Here is a 21,174-nt window from a genome sequence, read left to right as displayed (position 1 = left end):
GTGGTGAGCGGTCTGGTCACGGGGGACGCGGTCGTCCTGGGGCTGCGGCCCGCGAGGGTGCCGACCCGGGCGCTCGCGTTCCTCCTCGACCTGTCGGTCTACGTCGCGCTGTACGTGATCGTCGCGGTCGGGCTGCAGTTCGCGACGGCCTCGCTGGACGACGCGGCGCAGGCGGCGGTGACCGTGGCGAGCGGGCTGCTGCTGGTGGTCGGCGTACCGATGGCCGTGGAGACCCTCACGCACGGGCGGTCGCTGGGCAAGCTGGCGTGCGGGCTGCGGGTGGTGCGCGACGACGGCGGTCCGATCCGGTTCCGGCACGCGCTGGTGCGCGGGGCGATGGGCGTGGTCGAACTCCTGATGACCTTCGGGTCCGTGGCGTGCATCGCCTCGCTGGCCTCGGAGCGGGGGCGGCGGCTCGGCGACGTGTTCGCGGGGACGCTGGTGATCCGCGAGCGGGTGCCGGGGGCGCGGGTGATGCCGGTGCCGCCCCCACCGCCGTGGCTGGCCGGGCGGTTCTCCGGGCTGGACCTGTCGGCGGTGCCGGAGGGGCTGTGGCTGGCGATACGGCAGTACCTGACGCGCATGGGGCAGCTCGACCCGCAGGTGGGCGCCGCCATGGCGGCGCGGCTGGCGGACGATCTCGTGGCGCGGACCGGGACGCCGCCGCCGGCCGGGGTGCCGGCCGCCGCGTTCCTGATGGCCGTGGTGCACGAACGTCAGTCGCGGGACGCGGCCCGGGCCTTCGGCGCCGCGGGAGCGGCCCCCCGCCCGGTCCCGGCCGTGCCGGCCGCGGCGCACCTCGCGCCCGTGGCGCCGGTCGGGCCGGCACCGGCTCCCGCTCCCGGCGCGCCGACGGCTCCTGCGGCGGCGCCGCGGGCCGGCGGGTTCGCGCCTCCCGCCTGAGTCCCGCGGGCGGGTGCGCTACGCCGGGTCCTCGAAGGTCGAGGGCGGGGTCTCCAGGTGTTCGAGTTCGATGCCGGGGGCCGAGAGGACCACGTCCCCGGCCAGGTGGACGGTGTGGACCTCGCCGGTGTCCAGGGCGCTGACCCGGTACTCGTCCACGAGCAGCGGTCCGCTGTCCGTGGGGTGCTCCTCGCGGGAGACCAGGGCCCACGCCTGGTCGACCGTACGGGGAGCCAGGACCGGATCGGTGAGGGCGACGAGGCGCACGCGCGTGGCGGGGGCTCCCGGGGCCGGCCGCAGCAGGCGGGCGGTGGCGACGAGGAAGGCCGGGGAGGTGCCGGTGAAGCCCGCGGCGCGGACGTTGCCCTCGGTGGCCCCGGTGCCGGTGGGGTCCGAACGGACCCAGGTGACGCCGTCGATGGCGGCGCCCCGGACCTGCCAGCTCGCGGCGTTGGCCTCCAGGCGGATGGGGCGGCCGAGTGCGTCGACGGCGAGGTCCACGGAGCCGCGGTGGTCGCCGTTCGGCGCGGTGAGCTGGGACACGTAGCGCCAGCCCGAGGGGCCGGGGGCGCAGTGGAAGTGCTCCTCGCCGAGGGGCGTGTGGTCGTGCGGATCGTGGAGCGCATAGCGGCCGCGGGGCATGGCGGGGCTTCCTTGGAGACGGGGCAGGCCCCCGGCGGTGCGCCGGGGGCCTGACTCGGGTGCTCGGTGCTCGGTCCTCACGTGGGCACGCCTGCGCGCGCTGGCGTGCTCACGTGCTCACGTGCTGCGGATCCGCGGGGGATCGATCAGTAGCGGTAGTGGTCGGGCTTGTACGGGCCGGCGACGTCGACGCCGATGTACGCGGCCTGCTCCGGGCGCAGGGTGGTCAGCCGGACGCCCAGCGCGTCGAGGTGGAGACGGGCGACCTTCTCGTCGAGGTGCTTGGGCAGCACGTAGACACCGGTCGGGTACTCGGCGGGCTTGGTGAACAGCTCGATCTGCGCCAGGGTCTGGTCCGCGAAGGAGTTCGACATCACGAACGACGGGTGCCCGGTCGCGTTGCCCAGGTTCAGCAGCCGGCCCTCCGACAGCACGATCAGGACCTTCCCGTCGGGGAACTTCCACGTGTGGACCTGCGGCTTGACCTCGTCCTTGACGATCCCCTCGATCTTCGCGAGACCCGCCATGTCGATCTCGTTGTCGAAGTGACCGATGTTCCCCACGATCGCCTGGTGCTTCATCTTGGCCATGTCCGCGGCCATGATGATGTCCTTGTTACCCGTCGTCGTGATGAAGATGTCCGCACTCGACACCACATCGTCCAACGTCGCGACCTGGTACCCGTCCATCGCCGCCTGCAACGCGCAGATCGGGTCGATCTCCGTGACGATCACCCGCGCACCCTGACCGCGCAGCGACTCCGCACACCCCTTGCCGACGTCCCCGTACCCGAAGACCACCGCCGTCTTCCCACCGATCAGCACATCGGTGGCACGGTTGATGCCGTCGATCAACGAATGCCGGCACCCGTACTTGTTGTCGAACTTCGACTTCGTCACCGCATCGTTCACATTGATCGCCGGGAACAACAGCGTGCCCTCGGACATCATCTCGTACAGACGGTGCACACCCGTGGTCGTCTCCTCCGTCACACCGCGGATCTCGGACGCGAGCTGCGTCCACTTCTGCGGGGACTCACCGAGGGTGCGGTTGAGCAGGGTGAGGATGTACGCGTACTCCTCGGAGTCCGCCGTGGACGGGTCCGGGGCGGCGCCGGCCTTCTCGAACTCGACGCCCTTGTGGACGAGGAGGGTGGCGTCGCCACCGTCGTCGAGGATCATGTTCGGGCCGCCGGTGGGGGTGTTCGGCCAGGTCAGCGCCTGCTCCGTGCACCACCAGTACTCCTCCAGCGTCTCGCCCTTCCAGGCGAAGACGGGGACGCCCTGCGGGTCCTCGGGGGTGCCGTTCGGGCCGACCGCGATGGCGGCGGCGGCGTGGTCCTGGGTGGAGAAGATGTTGCAGGAGGCCCAGCGGACGTCGGCGCCGAGCGCGACGAGCGTCTCGATGAGCACGGCCGTCTGCACGGTCATGTGCAGCGAGCCGGTGATCCGGGCTCCGGCCAGCGGCTGCGCGTCCGCGTATTCCGCGCGGATCGACATCAGACCCGGCATCTCGTGCTCGGCCAGGGTGATCTCCTTGCGGCCGAAGGCGGCGAGGGAGAGGTCTGCGACCTTGAAGTCCATGGGTGCTGCTCCTCATGGTTCGAGAGGGTGGGTACGGCTGAGCCGTGCGCCGTCCGGGGGACGGGGCACCGAGCACAGTCCGTCGGGGGCCCTCTCTCCCCTCGGCCGGTCGCGAAGACCGCCCGACCGCCATCAGCAGCGACGCCTGACACTGATGACGAATCTACACCGATCGGCGGAGTGAGCCCCAGCCGCCGGGGCAGGAGTCGGGGCACGGCTTCGGGTCCTCCGGCGGAAGGATTCAGGGCCTTTCGGACTTTTGATCCGCTCCTTACCCGAGGCACGATGCCAGTGGATCGAAACTTCCGCGCGATCCCGCAGGACCCCCAGCGTGAAGGAGATTGCAGTGACCAGTCCGGCCGGCCCTCCCGTGGACGGGAGCGCGAGCGGGCGCAAGCGCCTGAAGCTGCTCGCCGTCACCGCGTGTCCCACGGGCATCGCGCACACCTACATGGCCGCGGAGAAGCTCCAACAGGCCGCGGACGAGCTCGGTGTCGACATCAAGGTGGAGACGCAGGGCTCGATCGGCGCCGAGAACGTGCTCTCTGACAACGATGTCAGAGAAGCGGACGGGATCATCATCGCCGCCGACAAAGAGGTCGACCGCGACCGCTTCGCCGGCAAGCGGGTGCTGTCCACCGGTGTCGCCGACGGCATCCACCGGCCCAAGGAGCTGATCGGGCGCGTGCAGAGCGCCCCCGTCCAGACCGGGTCGGGCGCGGGCGCCGGCGAAAGCGGCGGGGGCGGTGGGGGCGGTGGGGGCGGCGGGCGCGAGCGCAGCGCCGCGTACAAGGCGCTGATGAACGGCGTTTCGCACATGATCCCCTTCGTGGTCGTGGGCGGTCTGCTGCTCGCCGTCTCGATCGCGCTCGGCGGGCACACCACGGCCAAGGGCATCGAGTTCGACCAGGGCTCGTTCTGGTTCTACGTCAACGCGCTGGGCGGTCTCGGCTTCAAGCTGATGCTGCCGATCTTCTCCGGCTACATCGCCTACGCGCTCGGCGACCGGCCCGCGCTCGTACCCGGCATGATCGGCGGCTTCCTCGCCGGCGAGGCCACGACGATCTACGGGGCCGACGCCAACGCGGGCTTCCTGGGCGCCATCGCGACCGGCTTCCTGGCCGGCTATTTGGTGGTGTGGATCAAGAAGGTCAAGGTCCCGAGGTTCGTCCAGCCGATCATGCCGATCATCGTGATCCCGATCGTGTCGACGCTGGCGCTCGGCCTGTTCTACATCTACGTGATCGGCCGGCCGATCTCCTGGGTCTTCACGCACCTGACCAGCTGGCTGAACGGGATGACCGGCTCCAGCGCGATCGTCCTCGGCGCGCTCATCGGCCTGATGATCGCCTTCGACATGGGCGGCCCGGTCAACAAGACGGCCTTCCTCGTCGCCGTGGGCCTGATCGGCACCAACAACCACGTCATGGGCATGGCCGCCGCCGCGATCCCCGTCATGCCGCTGGGCCAGGGCCTGGCCACGCTGCTGCGCCGCAGGCTCTACAGCGACCAGGAGCGGGAGACGGGCATCGCCGCCCTGTTCATGGGCCTCTTCGGGATCTCGGAGGGCGCCATCCCCTTCGCCGCTGCGCGCCCCGCCCAGGTCATCCCGGCGAACATGCTGGGCGGCGCCGTGGCCGGCGCCGTCGCGGGCCTGGCCGGGGTCCAGGACTCGGTGCCGCACGGCGGTCCGATCGTCTCGGTGTTCGGGGCCATCGGCGGCGCCGCGATGTTCTTCGTCGCGATCGCGGCGGGCACGGTCGTCACCGCGCTGACCACCAACGCGCTGATCGAGCTCAAGCTGCGCAGGGCCGGCGGGCCCGCCCCCGCGGCCCTCTCCCCCGATCCGCTGCCGGCCGGAGCGGCCGCCGGTACGGCCCCGGCCGGCGGTACGCGTGCGGGTACGGACGCGGGTACGGACGCCGCCACCAGTGCGGCCACGGCCACCGGGACGGCCACCGCCACCGCCGTGCGGACCCGGCCCGCGCCCGCGGCGGACGGGGAGCCGGAGGTGCTCTCCGGGTACCTGACCGGGCGCACCGTGCGGACGGAACTGGCCGCGGACACCAAGGAGGCGGCCATCCGCGAGATGGCCGCGGTGCTCGCCACCACCGGCAACGTGCGGGACGTGGACGAGCTCGTACGGGTCGCGCTGGCCCGGGAGGCGCAGGGGACGACGGGGCTCGGCGAGTCCATCGCCATCCCGCACGCCAAGACGGACGCGGTGGCCCGCCCCACCGTCGGCTTCGCCCGGTCCGACGAGGGCATCGAGTGGGGTGCGCCGGACGGGACGAGGGCCCGGCTGGTCTTCATGATCTCGGTGCCCGAGGCCGCGGCCGGCGACGAGCACCTGCGCATCCTGGCGCTGCTGTCGCGGAAGTTGATGGACACCGGCTTCCGCGAGCGCCTGGCGTCCGCACCCGACGTGCGGGCGGTCCTGGAGGTGCTGCGCGAGATCCGGTAGCTCCCCGGCCCGCACGCGGACCCGCGGGGAGAGGGGCCCCGCAGCCGTACGGCTGCGGGGCCCCTCTCCCCGCGGGTCCGCGTGCGGGTCAGGCGCGGGCGGCCGGGTCGGTGCTCGTCGGGACGGTGCCCGTCGGGTCCGTGGGCTCCGGGCCCCGGTCGGCCTCCGCGTGGTAGATGTCCGGCTCCAGGTAGATCACCCGGGCGATCGGGACGGCCTCGCGGATGCGGGTCTCGGCGGCGTTGATCGCGTCGGCCACCTGGGCCGCGCTGTCGTCGTGGCGTACGGCGATCTTCGCGGCGACGAGCAGCTCCTCGGGGCCGAGGTGCAGGGTGCGCATGTGGATCAGCCGGGTCACGGTGTCGCCGTCGACGACGGCGGCCTTGATCTTCTCGACGTCGTCCAGGCCCGCGGCCTCGCCCAGCAGCAGGGACTTGGTCTCCGCGGCCAGGATGATCGCGATGACGATCAGCAGGATGCCGATGCACAGGGTGCCGATGCCGTCCCAGACGCCGTTGCCGGTGAGCAGGGCCAGGCCGACACCGCCGAGGGCCAGGACCAGGCCGACGAGCGCGCCGAAGTCCTCCAGGAGGACGACGGGCAGCTCGGGGGCCTTGGCCCGGCGGATGAACTGGGGCCACGTCTGCTGGCCGCGGGTCTCGTTCGACTCCTTGATCGCGGTGCGGAAGGAGAAGGACTCGGCGAGGATCGCGAAGACGAGGACGCCGACCGGCCAGTACCAGTGGGTGATCTCGTGCGGGTCGTGGATCTTCTCGTAGCCCTCGTAGATGGCGAACATGCCACCGACGGTGAAGAGCACGATGGAGACGAGGAAGGCGTAGATGTACCGCTCGCGCCCGAAGCCGAAGGGGTGCTGCGGGGTCGCCTCGCGCTTGGCCTTCTTCCCGCCCAGCAGCAGCAGGCCCTGGTTTCCGGAGTCCGCGAGCGAGTGGACGCTTTCCGCGAGCATCGACGAGGATCCGCTGAAGAGGAACGCCACGAATTTGGCTACAGCGATGGCGAGGTTGGCGGCGAGTGCCGCCACGATCGCCTTGGTACCGCCCGACGCGCTCATGGATGCAGGGTGTCCTTCCTAGCCACGGTCTACCGGCCGCACATTGTTGCAGCTACCCCGGCGACGGCGCGTCAGACGACCACCGTGGCCCGGAATACGGTTCCGGTACCGGACAGTTCGGCCTTTTCGCCCGCGGGGACGAAAACCGACTCCCCGGGAGCGAGGCCGAGTTCGCCGACGTGCGGCGCGCCCGCGGTGCAGAGCAGGATCTGCGCGGTGTCCACCGGCAGGAGGCGGGGGGCGCCACCGGGTGCGAGCAGGAAGCGGGAGAGCCGGAATTCGTCGATGGGGGTCTCGTAGACCTCTTCGACGTCGCCCTCGGGGCGCAGGACGGCGGGGTCGCCCGATGCGAACCGGACGATCTTCAGCAGCTCGGGCACGTCCACGTGTTTGGGGGTGAGTCCGGCGCGCAGCACGTTGTCGGAGTTGGCGAGCAGTTCGACGCCGAGGCCGTCGATGTAGGCGTGCGGGACGCCGGCGCCGAGGAACACGGCCTCGCCCGGCTGGAGCCGGAAGTGGTTGAGCAGCATGGCCGCGATGACGCCGGGGTCGCCGGGGAAGTCGTGGCCCAGGGAGGCGTACGGGGCGTACGGTCCGCCGAGCCGGCGGGCGGCGGCCGCGGCTTCGGTGACGGTGCGGGCCATCTCCTCGCGGTCGGCGGTCAGTACGGCGGTGAGCACCTCGCGCAGCGCGGCGTCCTCGGGGTGGGCGCGCAGCAGGTCGGCGTACGGCTTGAGGGAGTCGACGCCGAGCCCTTCGAGGAGCTCCGCGGCCTCGTCGGGGGCGCGGAATCCGCACAGTCCGTCGAAGGGGGTGAGCGCGCAGATCATCTCGGGCTTGTGGTTGGGGTCCTTGTAGTTGCGGTGGGCCGCGTCGATCGGGACTCCGCGGCGCTCCTCGTCCGCGTAGCCGGCGGCGGCCTGGGCCAGGTCGGGGTGGACCTGGAGGGAGAGGGGGGCGCCGGCGGCGAGGAGTTTGAGGAGGAAGGGCAGGCGGGGGCCGAACCTGGCGACCGCGGCGGCGCCCAGCTCGCCCTCGGGGTCGGCGGCGATGACGTCCGAGAGGGCGGTCTCGCCGGAGCCGCGGTCGAGGCGGGAGGGGGCGCCGGGGTGGGCGCCCATCCACATCTCGGCCTGGGGCTCACCGGTGGGTTCGACTCCGAGGAGCGCGGGGATGGCGGTGGCCGATCCCCAGGCGTAGGGGCGGATCGTGTTCGTCAGGCGGTCCATCGTCGTCTTCCTGGATAGAGCCGGGTACGCAGGTGTACCTCAGCTGTGTCCCCCGGAAGCCAACGCCAGGTAGGCGGTGGCGAAATCCGTGACGGCGAGGAGTTCGGCGAGCTGTTCCAGTTCGACTCCCTCCTCCGGTTCGAGTTCGCTGATGGCCGTGTCGTGGCTGAGGGCGAGCTCGCGGGCGGCCGGGGCGGCGGTGAGGCCGCCGGCCGGCCGGTCACGCAGCAGGACGATGCGGGCGCGGAGGGCCTGGGGCTCTTCGACCCGGTCACGGAAGAAGTCTTCGGGATCGGCTCCGGCGGCGAAGGCGCCGGCGAGCAGGACGCCGTGGGCGGGCAGGGCCTCGGGGAGCGCGGCGGCGAGTGCGGGGCGGCCGGCGAGCTCGGCGAGGGTGGCGGCGAAGCGGCGGCCCGCGGGGCCGGCGCCGGTGCCCTCGCTCCAGATGAGCGGGAGGGAGTCGGCCAGCTCGGAGGCGAGGGTCTTGGCCGGGTTGGAGTAGGTGGCGATGGCCGGGCCGCAGCGTTCGGCGGTGCGGTCGAGCCGGTCGGCGACGAGCTGGAGGGTGCCGGGGGCGGCGGCGATCAGGCCGACCCGGTCGAGCAGTACGAGGAGCGGGGTCAGCAGGGCCCAGAGGGCGCCCGGCCCGGCCGCGGCGGACTCGTCGTACTCCTGGTACGGGGCCTTGGCCATCGGGACGAGGAGGCCGTGGGCGCCGTCGACGGCCTCGCTGAGCGGGGAGCGTTCGGGGGCGACGGCGACGACGGTGCAGCCGCGCCGGTAGGCCTGCTCGGAGAGGACGGCGAGGCCGGGTTCGGTGCCGTCGGTGGTGGCGATGAGCAGCAGGTCGACGGGGCCGGCCCAGCCGGGCAGGGACCAGCGCAGGGCGCCGGCGGCGTGCGCGACGCCGGTGGGGTCGAGCCGGATGACGGGGGCGGCGGCTCCGGCCAGGGCGCCGAGCAGGTCCGCGACGCCGGTGGCGGCGGTGCCGGGCCCGGCGATGAGGACGGCGCGGGGCCGGCCGTCGGGGCGCAGGTCGGCGAGGCCCGCCTCGGTGGCGTGCCGGGCCGCGGTGCGGACCCGGGCTCCGGCCTCGGCGGCGCCGCGGAGCAGGCCGCGGCGGTCGGCGCGGGCGAGATCCTCCGGTGCGTCGAGGAGTGACTCGTCGAGCATGGCGGCCTCCGGCTGTCGGGTGACGGAATCCAGTCTGCGCGTCGCGCGGTGCGGGGCTGCTCAGGCGGGGCGGCGGGCCTCGTCCACGAGGAGGACCGGGATGCCGTCGCGGACCGGGTAGGCGAGGCCGCAGTCCTGGCCGGTGCAGATCAGCTCGGGTGCCGTCTCGTCGGCCGACTCGTCCGCGAGGGGCGCGTGGCAGGCGGGGCAGGCGAGGATCTCCAGGAGACCGGCTTCGAGCGGCATGGGGCGCTTCCCTTCGAACATGGGGTTGGGGCGTGGTCAGCGTACCGCCGAGTCATCCCCGGTGCGGTCCCGAGGTGGCCCGGGACGCGCAGGTCGGGGCGGGTGGCGGCCGTGGTCCGGGAGGCCGGCGGCCCGGCGGCCGGCGGGGCGGTGGGCCCCGGCGGCCGCCGGGCCGGTCGGGCGCGGTCGGGTCGGACGGACGGTCGACGGGTCAGGCGCGGATGAGGGCGAGGACCTCGTCGCGGACCGCGGCCAGGGTGGCCTCGTCGCGGGCCTCCACGTTGAGGCGCAGCAGCGGCTCGGTGTTGGAGGCGCGGACGTTGAACCACCAGTCGTCGGCGGTGGCGGTCAGGCCGTCCAGTTCGTCGATGGTGACGCCCTCGCGGGAGCCGTAGGTGTCCTTGACGGCGGCGAGGCGGCCCTTCTGGTCCTCGACGGTGGAGTTGATCTCACCGGAGCCGGCGTAGCGGTCGTAGGAGGAGACCAGGTCGGAGAGGGTGCCCTCCTGGCCGCCGAGGGCCGCGAGGACGTGGAGCGCGGCGAGCATGCCGGTGTCCGCGTTCCAGAAGTCCTTGAAGTAGTAGTGGGCCGAGTGCTCGCCGCCGAAGATGGCGCCGGTCTTGGCCATCTCCTCCTTGATGAAGGAGTGGCCGACGCGGGTGCGGACGGGGGTGCCGCCGTGCTCGCGGACGACCTCGGGGACGGACCAGGAGGTGATCAGGTTGTGGATCACGGTGCCGGTGCCGCCGTTGCGGGCCAGCTCGCGGGCGGCGACCAGGGCGGTGATCGCCGACGGGGACACGCCGACGCCGCGCTCGTCGATGATGAAGCAGCGGTCGGCGTCGCCGTCGAAGGCGATGCCGAGGTCGGCGCCCTCGGCGAGCACGCGGGCCTGGAGGTCGACGACGTTCTTCGGGTCGAGCGGGTTGGCCTCGTGGTTCGGGAAACTGCCGTCGAGCTCGAAGTACATGGGGACGACGTCCAGCGGGAGGCCGTCGAACACGGTCGGGACGGTGTGGCCGCCCATGCCGTTGCCCGCGTCGACGACGACCTTGAGCGGGCGGATGGCGGTGAGGTCCACCAGGCCCTTGAGGTGCGCGGCGTAGCCCGGGAGGGTGTCCAGCTCGGTGATGGTGCCGGGGGTGGTGCCCGGGGCGGCGGCGGGGGCGCCGTCGTCGGACCACTTCTCGACGAGCGCGCGGATCTGCGAGAGGCCGGTGTCCTGGCCCACGGGGGCGGCGCCGGCGCGGCAGAGCTTGATGCCGTTGTACCGGGCCGGGTTGTGGGAGGCCGTGAACATGGCGCCGGGGAGGCCGAGGTGGCCGGACGCGTAGTAGAGCTGGTCGGTGGAGCAGAGCCCGATGAGGGTGACGTCCACGCCGCGGGCGGCGGCTCCGCGGGCGAAGGCGGCGGACAGGCCCGGGGAGGAGGGGCGCATGTCGTGGCCGATCACGATGGCGGTGGCGTCGACGACCTCCACGAATGCCGCGCCGAACAGCTCGGCCAGGTGCTCGTCCCACTCGTCGGGCACGACGCCCCGGACGTCGTACGCCTTGACGATGTTCGAAAGATCTGCGGCCACTGCCTGCCCTCCTGAAGGTCTGTGCGGTCGAGCAAACCTACCGTGCCCGGAGCGGGGCTTTTCAGACGAACGGGGCGTCAGGAATCCGGCGAGCGCAAGACGCGCAGGTGTCCGCGGCGGGTTTCGCCGGTGGAGGGGCCACCTTGACCTGAACCGCCCGCCCCGGCCGCGCGTTCGGGCGGGCGGGCCGCCTCGCGGACGGCGTTGGCGAGGGCTTCGAGGTCGTCGCCGCTCGGGCGCGCCGGGCCCGAGCCGTCGGACAGCCGGACGACGTCCCAGCCGCGCGGGGCGGTCAGGCGCTCCGAGTGCTCGGCGCACAGGTCGTAGCAGTGGGGTTCGGCGTAGGTGGCGAGCGGGCCGAGAACTGCGGTCGAATCGGCGTAGACGTACGTCAGTGTCGCGACGGCAGGGCGGCCGCACGCGGTGCGCGAACAGCGACGTACAAGGCTCACGACGTTGGACGGTACCGCACTCTTGACCGGGCCGCGACGACTCTCCCGGCGCTCACTCCCCCGTGTCGGGGTCGGCGGCTACCCTGCGGGGGTGACGGACAGCCCCCTTCCTCCCCGACCGGCCGACCTCCCCGCCGAGCCCCGCCCGCGCCGTCGTGACCGGCACGGACGGGGGATGCGCGGGCCCGTGGCCCCGCCCCAGGTGCCGCTGTCGGCGAGCCGGGCGGAGCTTTTCCAGGACCTCGTGCGGGACTCGGTGGAGCGGTTGGAGCGGCGCTTCCCCCAACTGGCCGAAGTGGAGTTCCTCGTCGGTGACGTCCCCGGTCCGCCGGGCGGCGCGGACGGCGGCTGGAACGACGAGGCGGTGCCGCTGGGCGCGATGCAGGAGCCGCGGGAGGGGCGGCCGGCGCGGATCGTCGTCTTCCGGCGGCCGGTGGACATCCGGACCAAGACGCGCGACGAGAAGGCGCTGCTGGTGCACGAGATCGTGGTGGAGCAGGTGGCGGAGCTGCTGGGCCTCTCGCCGGAGACCGTGGACCCGCGGTACGGCCAGGACTGAGGTCCGGGAGCGCGTACCGCGGGCGGGTCCGCGGCGACGGGTCCGCGGGCGCGTCAGCGGGTCAGCGGGTCAGCACCGACAGGTCCTGGCGGGCGCGGGGCACGGAGACCGTGGAGCGGTCGTCCGAGAGGGTCTGGACGGTGAACATGGCGATGCCGTCGTGCGGGAGGGACAGGGTGCGGGCCGCGTGGACCGGGCCGCCCGAGAGGGTCTCCACGGTGAGGGCGTAGGGGCCCTTGCCGCCGGTCGGGGCGAGGGTCACCTTCTGGGTGGTGCCGGCCTTGAGCGCCACCTCCTGGGAGGCGGCCTCACCGCCTCCGGTGCCCGGCGAGGCCGTGACCCGGACCTTGGCGTCGGCCGCGGGGGCGGTCAGGGACAGCACGGTGGCGTTCTCGTCGGGCCGGTTGTCGGCCGCGGTGGCCCGTGCGCCGACGGGTCCGGCGGCGGGGACGAAGCCCAGTTCCTGCTTGGTCCCGGCACCGCGGACCACGCGGAGCGCGGCGACGACCGGTGCGGCCTTCTTCGCGTCCACCGGGGTCAGCAGCAGGGAGCCGGGCTCGCCCCGGGTCAGGTCCCCGAGGTCCACGCTCGCCGTCATCCCGGCCTTCACGTGCACCTGTTCGTTGCCCGCCGGGCTGATGGCGCCGCCGGGGCCGGCCAGCCGGAGCGCGAGGTCCGCGTCCTGGTCGCCGGGGGCGAAGACGACCAGCCGTACGGAGGCGGCGTCCGCGGGGATGCCGGGGAGCACCGGGGAGCCCGTCGGGTCGGCGGCCGCGGGCAGCCAGTCGGCGCCCACCCCGTCCTCGGCGACCTGCACCGAGGCGCCGACGCGGCCGGCACGGGTGGTCACGTGGGCGGTGGCGTCGGCCAGTTGGGTCGCGGGGGCCAGCGAGGACAGCAGGACGGAGGCGCTGGACCGGGGGTCGATGCGGATGTTCTCGCCGGCGCCCGCGTCGGTCTTCAGGGCCCCGTCGGGTCCGAACAGCCGGATGTCGACCACGGCCGCGGCGTCGTCCGGGTTGGTGAGGTGCACGTAGTCCTCGCGGCCCTTGGCGGTGCTCACCGCCGGGAACCAGAAGTCGGTGCCGGGTGCGGTGCAGCCGGCTCCGAGCAGGCCGCGGGCGCGGCCGACCGAGACCTTGGTCGTCTGCTGCACGGTCCAGCCGGGGGCCAGGGCCCCGTCGGCGGTGCCGTTCAGCGCGGGGGCGTCGGCGCCGGAGGCGGTGGCCCCGAAGGGCTTGCCGGGCTCCTTGGGCTCCAGTACGGGCTTGGCCTCGGCGGTCGCGCCGAGCAGCCGGGCGGTGCCCTGGGTCTTGGCGCCGCCCGGGGCCGCCGGGGTGAACGCCGTGTACGCGGTGTCGGCGATGTCCGAGGAGCTGGGCGCCGGGCACACGAGCAGGGACCGCTCGACCGGCATCCGGACGGCGGCGGCCGTCTTGCCGTCGGCCGCCTTCCCCTCGGCGGCGGGCGCGGTGAGGGAGGCCAGCGCGGCGAGGGCGGCGAGGGCCGCCGTCACGGCCGCCAGCGTCAGGGGTGCGCGGTGCTTCACTGCTGGGGGCTCCCGTCGGGACGCGGGTCGTGCTGTCCGCGGCTGTCGTACGGCGGTTCGTAGGGCGGTTCGTACGGCGGTTCGTACGGCGGTTCGTACGGCGGTTCGTACGGCGCGTAGGGGTCGTACGGGTGGGGGTGCTCCGGGGCGGCCGGGTCGGGCTGCGCCACCTGGGGCGGGTACTGCTGCTGCGGGTGGGGCGCGTCGTGGCCCGGCTCGGGGTACCGGCCGTACTCCGGCTCCGGTGCGTAGGGCTGCCGGGGTGCCTGCGGCTGCCGGGGCTCGTAGGCGTAGCCGCCCTGGTCCCCGCCGTAGGGCTGGTAGGCGTACGCGTCCTCGCCGTAGACGGGCTGCGCGGGGATCTGCGCGTAGGGGTCGGCGACGGCGGCGGCCGGCTGCGGTGCGTCCGGGGTCTGGGCCTCGGCGCGCAGCCGGCGGGCCCGGCGGCCCTCGCCGGCCTCGGCGGGGCCGGGCTGGGCGGGGAGCGCGGCCTCTTCCTCGGGCAGGTCGTCGTCGAGGCGGGCGCGCCGGCCGGGCAGGGCCATCACGAGCAGCACGAGGGCGAGGAGGCCCTGGACCCAGTGCCACAGGGTGCGCGGCAGGGAGTTCTCGTGGACGAGGTCGAGGCGGCCGGCGGCGGCGGGCAGTTCGAAGCCCTGGGCCCAGCCGTCCAGCGTCCTGGGCTTGAGGGGCTTGCCGTCGAGGGTGGCCTGCCAGCCGGAGTCGGCCCGGTCGGCGATGCGCAGCACGCGGCCCGCTTCGCCGGCCGGGATCCTGCCGTGGGCCTCGACGGGGCCGGAGGCGACCGGGACGGGCGCCTCGCCCTGCTGGGCGGGGAGGATGACGGCGCGCGGCAGCCAGGGTTCGACGCCCCAGAGGGCGGTGCCGTCCTGCTGGTGGCGGCGGCTGAGGCCGGGGGTGGCGTCGAGGACGCGGCGGATGTCCTCGGGTCCGCCGGGGCGGAACATGACGAAGCGGATGGCGAAGGCGCTGAGCTGGCTGGACTGGTCGGCGCCGGAGCCGGCGACGAGGTTGGAGACGACCTTGTCGAGGCGGGGGTCGCCGCCGGTCGCGGCGATGGCCTCGGCGTCGCCGAGGCTGCCGCCGGAGCCGCGGACCAGGCTGTAGGAGACGGTCGCGGGGCCCTCGCGGTCGAGGACGAGGGTGCGGGTCTGGTTGTCGTCCCCGCCCGCGTCGGCGACGAAGGCCGGCACTTGGACGGGGTCGCGGCGCCGGAGCGGTCCGTCGGCGCCGTCGAGGACCCAGCCGGCCGCGCCGATCAGCGGTCCGGCGGCGGCGGCCAGCGCGATCAGGACGGCCACCGGCTGGCGCCAGCCGAAGCTGCGCGCGGCGACCCGCACCCGTGCTCCGTCGGCGCCGAGGAGGGCGGCGGCGAGGAGGGCGAGGCCGTGGACGAGGGTGGCGGGGCCGGCCCAGGCGGCGCGGTCGAGGAGGACGGCGAGGAGCAGCGCGGCGAGGGCGGTGGCCCAGGCGGTGCGGACGGCGAGCCTCCGGTCGGCGCGGAGCAGGGCGGCCAGGGCGGCCAGCACGATGCCGGCGAGGAGCAGGGAGCCGCCGGTGCCGGGGCCGCCGGGGTTGGCGGCGACGAGGCCGGGGCCGGTGGCGGAGCCGGTCGCGTAGGGCAGTCCGGCCTCGCGCAGGAGGCGTCCGGGGTGCAGGAGCAGGCCGAGGGACCAGGGGGCGAGGGCGAGGAGGGGCACGGCGAGGGCGGCCAGGAGCCGCAGGCCGTACGCCTTCCAGCGGGCGCGGCGCAGGACGAGCGCGGCGGCGCCGAGGGCGGCGGCGAGCGGCCAGACGACGGGGGTGAAGGCGGTGGCCAGGGTGAGCAGGAGGGTGAGGGTCCACACCGGGCGCCAGCCGGCCCGGTCGGCGTCGGCTCCGTCGAGGGCGAAGGCGGCGACGGCGGAGCGGGCGATGAGCGGGAGCAGGACGGCGAGGACGGCGGTGCCGATGCGGCCGGCGGCGAGGGCTCCGGTCACGGCGGGCAGGAAGGCGTAGGCGACGGCGGCCCAGGCGCGCAGCAGGCGGGACTCGACGAGCGGCCGGGAGGCGAAGTAGGCGCTGAGTCCGGCGAGCGGGACGGCGCCGACGAGCAGCAGGGTCAGGGCGGCGTGGGTGGAGCCGAACAGCAGGGTGGACAGGGCTCCGAGGACGGCGAGGTAGGGGGGCGCGTCGGCGGTGGAGCCGGTGGAGACGGAGTGCCAGCCGTCGGTGTAGGCGCGCCAGAGGTCGGAGCCGCTGTCGGGGGCGGGCAGCAGGGCGCCGCCCATGAAGGAGCCGGAGCCGATCAGGGAGCGGCAGGCGACGAGGGAGACGAGCAGGAGCAGGCCGAAGAGGACGGGCGCGGGGTTGCGGGCGATCCGCCGCAGCCGCGCGAAGCGTTCGGGCTGCGGGTGGTGGCCGTCCTCGCCGGGCGGGGTGAGGATGCTGGCGCCGCCGTGCCGGCCGGCGGCGGCGGGCTCGGTGTCGCGGTCGCGGCCGAAGTACTCGGCGAGCTGTTCGGCGTTGGCCCGCAGCGAGGCGCCGGGCGGCGGGAACAGCGGGCGCAGCTCGGCGGCCGGGACGGCGGACCGGCGGCGGGCGGCGCGGGCGGCCAGGACGCGGCCGGGGCGCAGCAGGGTGGCGAGCAGTCCGGCGAGTTCGTCGACGGCCTGGCCGGGGGCCTTGCCGATCAGGTAGGCGAGGGTGCGCAGGGCGGTGCCGACGAGGATGCGCAGCAGGACGTACGGAAGGGCGCGGCCGGAGCTGTTGGCGAGCATCGTGTAGACGGCGCCGGCCTTGTCGACGCGGTGCGGGCTGGAGGTGGTGCGGCCGGCGCAGTCGACGGTGCGGCGTTCGCGGGCGGAGGCCTCGGCGTGCCGCATGACGGCGTCGGGGGCGACGAGGACGGTGTGGCCGGCGCTCTGTGCGCGCCAGCACAGGTCGACGTCGTCGCGCATGAGGGGCAGGCGGCGGTCGAAGCCGCCGAGGGCGTCGTAGACGTCGCGGCGCACGAGCATGCCGGCGGTGGAGACGGAGAGGACGGGGCGGACCTGGTCGTGCTGGCCCTGGTCCTGTTCGCGGCGGTCGAGGCCGGTCCAGCGGCGGCCGCTGCGGGCGAGGGTGACGCCGGCTTCGAGGAGCTGCTTCTTGTCGTACCAGCCGCGCAGTTTGGGGCCGATGACGGCGGCGTCGGGGTTCTGGTCGGCGACGCGCAGCAGTTCGGTGAGGGCGTCGGGTTCGGGGGCGCTGTCGTCGTGCAGCAGCCAGAGCCACTGGACCGGTTCGCCGTGGGGCAGTTCGGGGAGGTCGTACGCGTCGTCGCGCCAGGTGCGGCTGACGGGGTCCCAGCCGCTGGGGCGCTTGAGGTACGGGAGGTCCTCGGGGGTGAGGGTGCCCGCGGTGCGGGCGGACTCCTCGACGGCGGTGCCGAATCCGGTTCTGCGGGCCAGGTGCAGGACCCGTTGGTCGCCGAGGGCCTCGGAGAGCAGGCGGGCGGAGTCGTCGGCGCTGCCGGTGTCGGCGGCGATGTGGTTCTGCGCGGGGCGTTCCTGGCCGAGGAGGCCGGCGAGCGTCCGGGGCAGCCAGCGTGCGCCGTCGTGGGCGACGAGGACCGCGGTGACGACGTGCCGGGGGAACTCGGGTGTGGCGGGGGCCTGGTGGGAGGCCGCCGACTGGCTGTGCAGGGACATCGCGGTACGGGCCCTCCGGCCGGGGGTCCGGGGGTGGTGTGCCCTCGGAGGCTGCTGGACAGCGCCCCACACTAACGGCTGGCACGACGACGGTCCGCCTCCTGCGGGGAAGGTGCGGGAGGCGGACCGTTCGCTCTGCGGGTTCTGCTCGTCGACCGCCTCGCCGCCGCGCCGGGTGCGGTGCCGTACGGGCTGTCGGTATGCCGTGCGATGTGCCGTGTGACAAGTCGTCGGATATGTCGTGCGAGGTGCCGTGCGGGGCCCGCGCGGGGCGCCCGGCCCCCGTCAGACCGCTGCCTTCTTCAGCCGGCGCCGCTCGCGCTCGGACAGGCCGCCCCAGATGCCGAATCGCTCGTCGTTGGCGAGGGCGTACTCAAGGCATTCGGAGCGGACCTCGCAGGCGAGGCAGACCTTCTTGGCCTCGCGGGTGGAGCCGCCCTTCTCCGGAAAGAAGGACTCGGGGTCGGTCTGGGCGCAGAGGGCCCGCTCCTGCCATCCGAGCTCCTCGTCCGCCTCCTCGACCAGCAGTTCCTGAAACAGCTCGGTCATGTGCGCCCCTCGCTCTGTCTATGCGTCCCCGTGGTCATGCCGTCACCGATCGCTACGCAACGACACGAGTGAAATTACAAGTGTGTAGCTCCGGCGCAGTCAAGCCGAGATCTGCTATTGGGCCCCTTATTCACTCTGCGGAACCAAGCCTATGCAGAAAGTGTTCATATCGCCAAAAACCATGACAGATGCAGCGGGCGCTCACAGCGTGCGCCTTCCCTGAAAATCACGCCTCACTCCCGGTCGGGGTTGCGATCCGGTCAAAGAAGCGGCGCAGATCACAGTCCGGTCACGAGATGGCGGATACGGGTTTGAATCGCCGCACGGCGCGATCTCCCCCGGGGCGCAGTGCACAAACCTTTCTCCGCACACGGCAACCGGATGGGGTGAAACTTTCCTCTCAAACCAGACATTGAGTTGACAGTCACCCCTCCGACCCGGTCTCCTTGTCCGCATGTCAGCGCCCGCAGCCGCCACCCGGACCCCCATTCGTGGGTTCCTGTGCGCTGCCCAGGTTCGCTGTTGCTGTTGCAGCTGTTGATGCCCTCGGAGCCCCGGCTCCGCTGAGCTCCGGCCGGCCCCCGCAGCAACCGCCAGCACGACTGACATCCGTCGAGGTATCCCCACGATGAACAGCGCCACCCCCACCCCCCTGGTCACCGCCCCCGCCCCCGCGTCGGGCGGCGAGAGCGACCTGCAGATCGCCGGCGACATCCTCGCCGTGCAGCACCTCCTCCAGCCCGCCCGCGAGCATCCGGCCACCGTCGCCGAGTTCGCCGGCCTGGCCCGCTCCATCGCCGCGGACCGCGGCTCCTGGGAGCACCTCGTCCGCTACGACGCCACCACCCGCTGGTACCACCGGCTGCGCACCGGCCCCGGCTACGAGGTCTGGCTGCTCAGCTGGGTGCCCGGCCAGGGCAGCGGCGCGCACGACCACGGCAGCTCCTCCGGCGTGCTGACCGTCCTGGACGGCGAGCTCACCGAGCACAGCCCGCGCGGCCGGCTCGCCCTCGGCGCCGGCTCCCAGCGGGTCTTCGCCCCCGGCTACGCCCACGAGGTCGTCAACGACACCCTCGACGGCGCCGTCAGCCTGCACGTCTACTTCCCCGGCCTCACCGAGATGCCGATGCACAGCTGCTCCCCCGCCAGGCCGGCGGCCTTGTCGGTCTGACCGGCACGCGGCCTGACAGACTTCGGGCATGCGCATCGTTGTTCTGGCCGGCGGTATAGGCGGCGCCCGTTTCCTGCGCGGACTCAGGTCCGCCGTCCCCGACGCGGACATCACGGTCATCGGCAACACCGGTGACGACATTCACCTGTTCGGGCTCAAGGTGTGCCCCGATCTGGACACGGTGATGTACACCCTCGGCGGTGGCATCAACGAGGACCAGGGCTGGGGCCGCACCGACGAGTCCTTCACCGTCAAGGAGGAACTCGCCGCGTACGGCGTCGGACCCACCTGGTTCGGCCTCGGCGACCGCGACTTCGCCACCCACATCGTCCGTACGCAGATGCTCGGCGCGGGCTACCCGCTGAGCGCCGTCACCGAGGCCCTCTGCGACCGCTGGCAGCCCGGCGTCCGGCTGCTGCCCATGTCCGACGACCGGGTCGAGACCCACGTCGCCATCACCGACGGCGGCACCGGCGAGCGCCGGGTCGTCCACTTCCAGGAGTACTGGGTGCGGCTGCGCGCCGCGGTGGACGCGGAGGCGATCGTCCCCGTCGGGGCCGATCAGGCCACACCGGCGCCCGGCGTGCTGGAGGCCGTCGCGGCCGCCGACGTGATCCTGTTCCCGCCGTCCAACCCGGTGGTCTCGGTCGGCACCATCCTGGCCGTGCCCGGCATCCGCGAGGCCGTCGCCTCGGCCTCGGCGCCCGTCGTCGGCCTGTCCCCCATCGTCGGGGGCGCGCCGGTGCGCGGGATGGCCGACAAGGTGCTGGCCGCGGTGGGCGTGGAGTCCACGGCGGCCGCGGTCGCCCTGCACTACGGGAACGGTCTGCTCGACGGCTGGCTGGTGGACACCACCGACACGGAGGCCGTCGCCGAGGTGGAGGCCTCCGGGATCACCTGCCGGGCCGTGCCGCTGATGATGACCGACCTGGAGGCGACCGCCGCGATGGCCCGGGCCGCCCTGGAGCTGGCGGAGGCCTCGCGGTGACGGCCGCGCGCGTTCCCTCGTACGAGGTACGGGCGGTCGACTCGATCCCCGAGGTCAGGCCGGGCGACGACCTGGCGAAGCTGATCGCGGCGGCCGCGCCCGACCTGCGGGACGGCGATGTCCTGCTGGTCACCTCCAAGATCGTCTCCAAGGCGGAGGGCCGGATCGTGCGGGCCTCCTCGCGCGAGGAGGCCATCGACGCGGAGACCGTACGGGTGGTCGCGCGCCGGGGTGCGCTGCGCATCGTGGAGAACCGGCAGGGCCTGGTGATGGCCGCGGCCGGGGTGGACGCCTCCAACACCGCGGCGGGCACCGTGCTGCTGCTGCCCGAGGATCCGGACGCCTCGGCGGCGGCGATCCGGGCGGGGCTGCGCGACCTCCTCTCCGCGGACGTGGGCGTGGTGGTGACGGACACCTTCGGACGGCCGTGGCGCGCCGGGCTCACCGACGTGGCGATCGGCTCGGCCGGGGTGCGGGTCCTGGACGACCTGCGCGGGGGCACCGACGCGTACGGCAATCCGCTGAGCGCGACCGTGGTGGCCACGGCCGACGAGCTGGCCGCCGCCGGCGACCTGGTCAAGGGCAAGGCCGCCGGGCTGCCGGTGGCGGTGGTGCGCGGGCTGCCCCACGTGCTGGGCGAGGGCTCGTCGGCGCGGGACCTGGTGCGCCCGGCGGCCGACGACATGTTCCGGCTGGGGACCTCCGAGGCGGTGCGGGAGGCCGTGACGCAGCGCCGTACGGTCCGTGCCTTCACCTCCGAGCCGGTGGACCCGGGCGCGGTGCGCCGGGCGGTGGCGGCGGCCGTGACGGCCCCTGCGCCGCACCACACGACGCCGTGGCGGTTCGTGCTGCTGGAGTCGGCGGCGGCGCGGCGGGAGCTGCTGGACGCCATGCGGGACGCGTGGGTCGCCGACCTGCGGGCGGACGGCAGGTCGGAGGAGTCCATCGCGAAGCGGGTGCGGCGCGGGGAGGTCCTGCGGGCCGCCCCGTACCTGGTGGTGCCCTGTCTGGTGACGGAGGGGGCACACCACTACGGGCACGCGCGGCGGGACGCGGCCGAGCGGGAGATGTTCGTGGTCGCGATGGGCGCGGGCGTGCAGAACCTGCTGGTCGCGCTGGCCGGGGAGCGGCTGGGGTCGGCGTGGGTGTCCTCGACGATGTTCTGCCGGGACGTGGTCCGCGAGGTGCTGGCGCTGCCCGGCGACTGGGACCCGATGGGCGCGGTGGCCGTGGGCCACCCGGCCGCGGCGCCGCCGCGGCGGCCGGACCGGACCGCCGCGGAGTTCATCGAGGTCCGCTGAGGGCGGGCCGGGCCGG

At 74.1% G+C, this 21,174-nt stretch carries 17 protein-coding genes; 6 read left to right on the top strand and 11 right to left on the bottom strand.

All coding sequences use genetic code 11. From position 1 onward, the window contains the following. The first annotated feature begins 3 nt into the window (after nt 1–3). Entirely contained in the window at nt 4–903 is a 900-nt protein-coding gene (locus CP968_RS20325; protein WP_229886980.1) for an RDD family protein, read from the top strand. An 18-nt stretch (nt 904–921) separates the two neighbouring features. Here the strand turns inward: CP968_RS20325 and CP968_RS20320 are convergent, their stop codons facing one another. Both CP968_RS20320 and ahcY read right to left on the bottom strand, forming a co-directional pair. Beyond that, nucleotides 922–1,545 (bottom strand): hypothetical protein, encoded by a 624-nt coding sequence (locus CP968_RS20320; RefSeq protein ID WP_150519360.1) that lies wholly within the window; start codon nt 1,543–1,545, stop codon nt 922–924. Nucleotides 1,546–1,691: 146 nt separating this feature from the next. Beyond that, the gene (gene ahcY, locus CP968_RS20315) at nt 1,692–3,128 is read right to left on the bottom strand and encodes an adenosylhomocysteinase (RefSeq protein WP_150519359.1); all 1,437 of its coding nucleotides are present in this window, start codon (nt 3,126–3,128) and stop codon (nt 1,692–1,694) included. Between the two features lie 346 nt (nt 3,129–3,474). On the opposite strand from ahcY, the gene CP968_RS20310 reads away from it, so the two are divergent. Continuing rightward, nucleotides 3,475–5,592 carry a fructose-specific PTS transporter subunit EIIC gene (locus CP968_RS20310; RefSeq protein ID WP_150519358.1) on the top strand — a complete coding sequence of 706 codons (2,118 nt, stop codon included), beginning with the start codon at nt 3,475–3,477 and terminating at the stop codon, nt 5,590–5,592. Between the two features lie 88 nt (nt 5,593–5,680). On the opposite strand, the gene CP968_RS20305 is transcribed toward CP968_RS20310, so the two are convergent. From CP968_RS20305 to CP968_RS20280, 6 genes are all read right to left on the bottom strand, one after another. Then, the gene (locus CP968_RS20305; protein WP_150519357.1) at nt 5,681–6,667 is read right to left on the bottom strand and encodes a cation diffusion facilitator family transporter; all 987 of its coding nucleotides are present in this window, start codon (nt 6,665–6,667) and stop codon (nt 5,681–5,683) included. 71 nt (nt 6,668–6,738) lie between these two features. Beyond that, entirely contained in the window at nt 6,739–7,896 is a 1,158-nt protein-coding gene (manA, locus tag CP968_RS20300; protein WP_150519356.1) for a mannose-6-phosphate isomerase, class I, read from the bottom strand. Between the two features lie 39 nt (nt 7,897–7,935). Next, nucleotides 7,936–9,069, bottom strand: a complete 1,134-nt coding sequence (locus CP968_RS20295) for an SIS domain-containing protein (protein WP_150519355.1) — start codon at nt 9,067–9,069, stop codon at nt 7,936–7,938. Nucleotides 9,070–9,129: 60 nt separating this feature from the next. Beyond that, nucleotides 9,130–9,315: a Trm112 family protein gene (locus tag CP968_RS20290; protein WP_150519354.1), complete on the bottom strand. Its 186-nt coding sequence runs from the start codon at nt 9,313–9,315 to the stop codon at nt 9,130–9,132. A 211-nt stretch (nt 9,316–9,526) separates the two neighbouring features. Then, entirely contained in the window at nt 9,527–10,897 is a 1,371-nt protein-coding gene (locus CP968_RS20285; RefSeq protein WP_150519353.1) for a phosphomannomutase/phosphoglucomutase, read from the bottom strand. 77 nt (nt 10,898–10,974) lie between these two features. After that, the gene (locus CP968_RS20280) at nt 10,975–11,349 is read right to left on the bottom strand and encodes a DUF3499 domain-containing protein (RefSeq protein WP_150519352.1); all 375 of its coding nucleotides are present in this window, start codon (nt 11,347–11,349) and stop codon (nt 10,975–10,977) included. A 91-nt stretch (nt 11,350–11,440) separates the two neighbouring features. Between CP968_RS20280 and CP968_RS20275 the strand changes: the two genes are divergently transcribed. Beyond that, nucleotides 11,441–11,908 carry a metallopeptidase family protein gene (locus CP968_RS20275; RefSeq protein WP_189828813.1) on the top strand — a complete coding sequence of 156 codons (468 nt, stop codon included), beginning with the start codon at nt 11,441–11,443 and terminating at the stop codon, nt 11,906–11,908. Between the two features lie 61 nt (nt 11,909–11,969). On the opposite strand, the gene CP968_RS20270 is transcribed toward CP968_RS20275, so the two are convergent. From CP968_RS20270 to CP968_RS20260, 3 genes are all read right to left on the bottom strand, one after another. Continuing rightward, nucleotides 11,970–13,457: a DUF5719 family protein gene (locus CP968_RS20270; protein WP_150519350.1), complete on the bottom strand. Its 1,488-nt coding sequence runs from the start codon at nt 13,455–13,457 to the stop codon at nt 11,970–11,972. Beyond that, a complete protein-coding gene (locus tag CP968_RS20265) occupies nt 13,454–17,149 on the bottom strand; it encodes a glycosyltransferase family 2 protein (RefSeq protein ID WP_150519349.1) in 3,696 nt (1,231 codons plus the stop codon). The genes CP968_RS20270 and CP968_RS20265 overlap by 4 nt, the downstream gene beginning before the upstream one ends. A gap of 285 nt (nt 17,150–17,434) precedes the next feature. After that, nucleotides 17,435–17,698: a WhiB family transcriptional regulator gene (locus CP968_RS20260; protein ID WP_003983763.1), complete on the bottom strand. Its 264-nt coding sequence runs from the start codon at nt 17,696–17,698 to the stop codon at nt 17,435–17,437. A 628-nt stretch (nt 17,699–18,326) separates the two neighbouring features. Here CP968_RS20260 and CP968_RS20250 point away from each other — a divergent pair. From CP968_RS20250 to CP968_RS20240, 3 genes are read left to right on the top strand one after another with little or no spacing between them, the layout of a single operon-like run. Then, on the top strand, nt 18,327–18,869 hold the full coding sequence (locus CP968_RS20250) for a cysteine dioxygenase (RefSeq protein ID WP_150519348.1): 543 nt from the start codon (nt 18,327–18,329) through the stop codon (nt 18,867–18,869). A gap of 28 nt (nt 18,870–18,897) precedes the next feature. Next, a complete protein-coding gene (cofD, locus tag CP968_RS20245; protein WP_150519347.1) occupies nt 18,898–19,857 on the top strand; it encodes a 2-phospho-L-lactate transferase in 960 nt (319 codons plus the stop codon). Next, nucleotides 19,854–21,158 carry a coenzyme F420-0:L-glutamate ligase gene (locus tag CP968_RS20240; protein WP_150519346.1) on the top strand — a complete coding sequence of 435 codons (1,305 nt, stop codon included), beginning with the start codon at nt 19,854–19,856 and terminating at the stop codon, nt 21,156–21,158. The genes cofD and CP968_RS20240 overlap by 4 nt, the downstream gene beginning before the upstream one ends. Nucleotides 21,159–21,174 lie beyond the last annotated feature (16 nt).

The organism is Streptomyces subrutilus, from assembly GCF_008704535.1.
GTDB lineage: Bacteria > Actinomycetota > Actinomycetes > Streptomycetales > Streptomycetaceae > Streptomyces > Streptomyces subrutilus.
The sequence above is the reverse complement of the archived record's forward strand: the minus strand, read 5'-3'. Positions and strand labels throughout refer to the sequence as shown.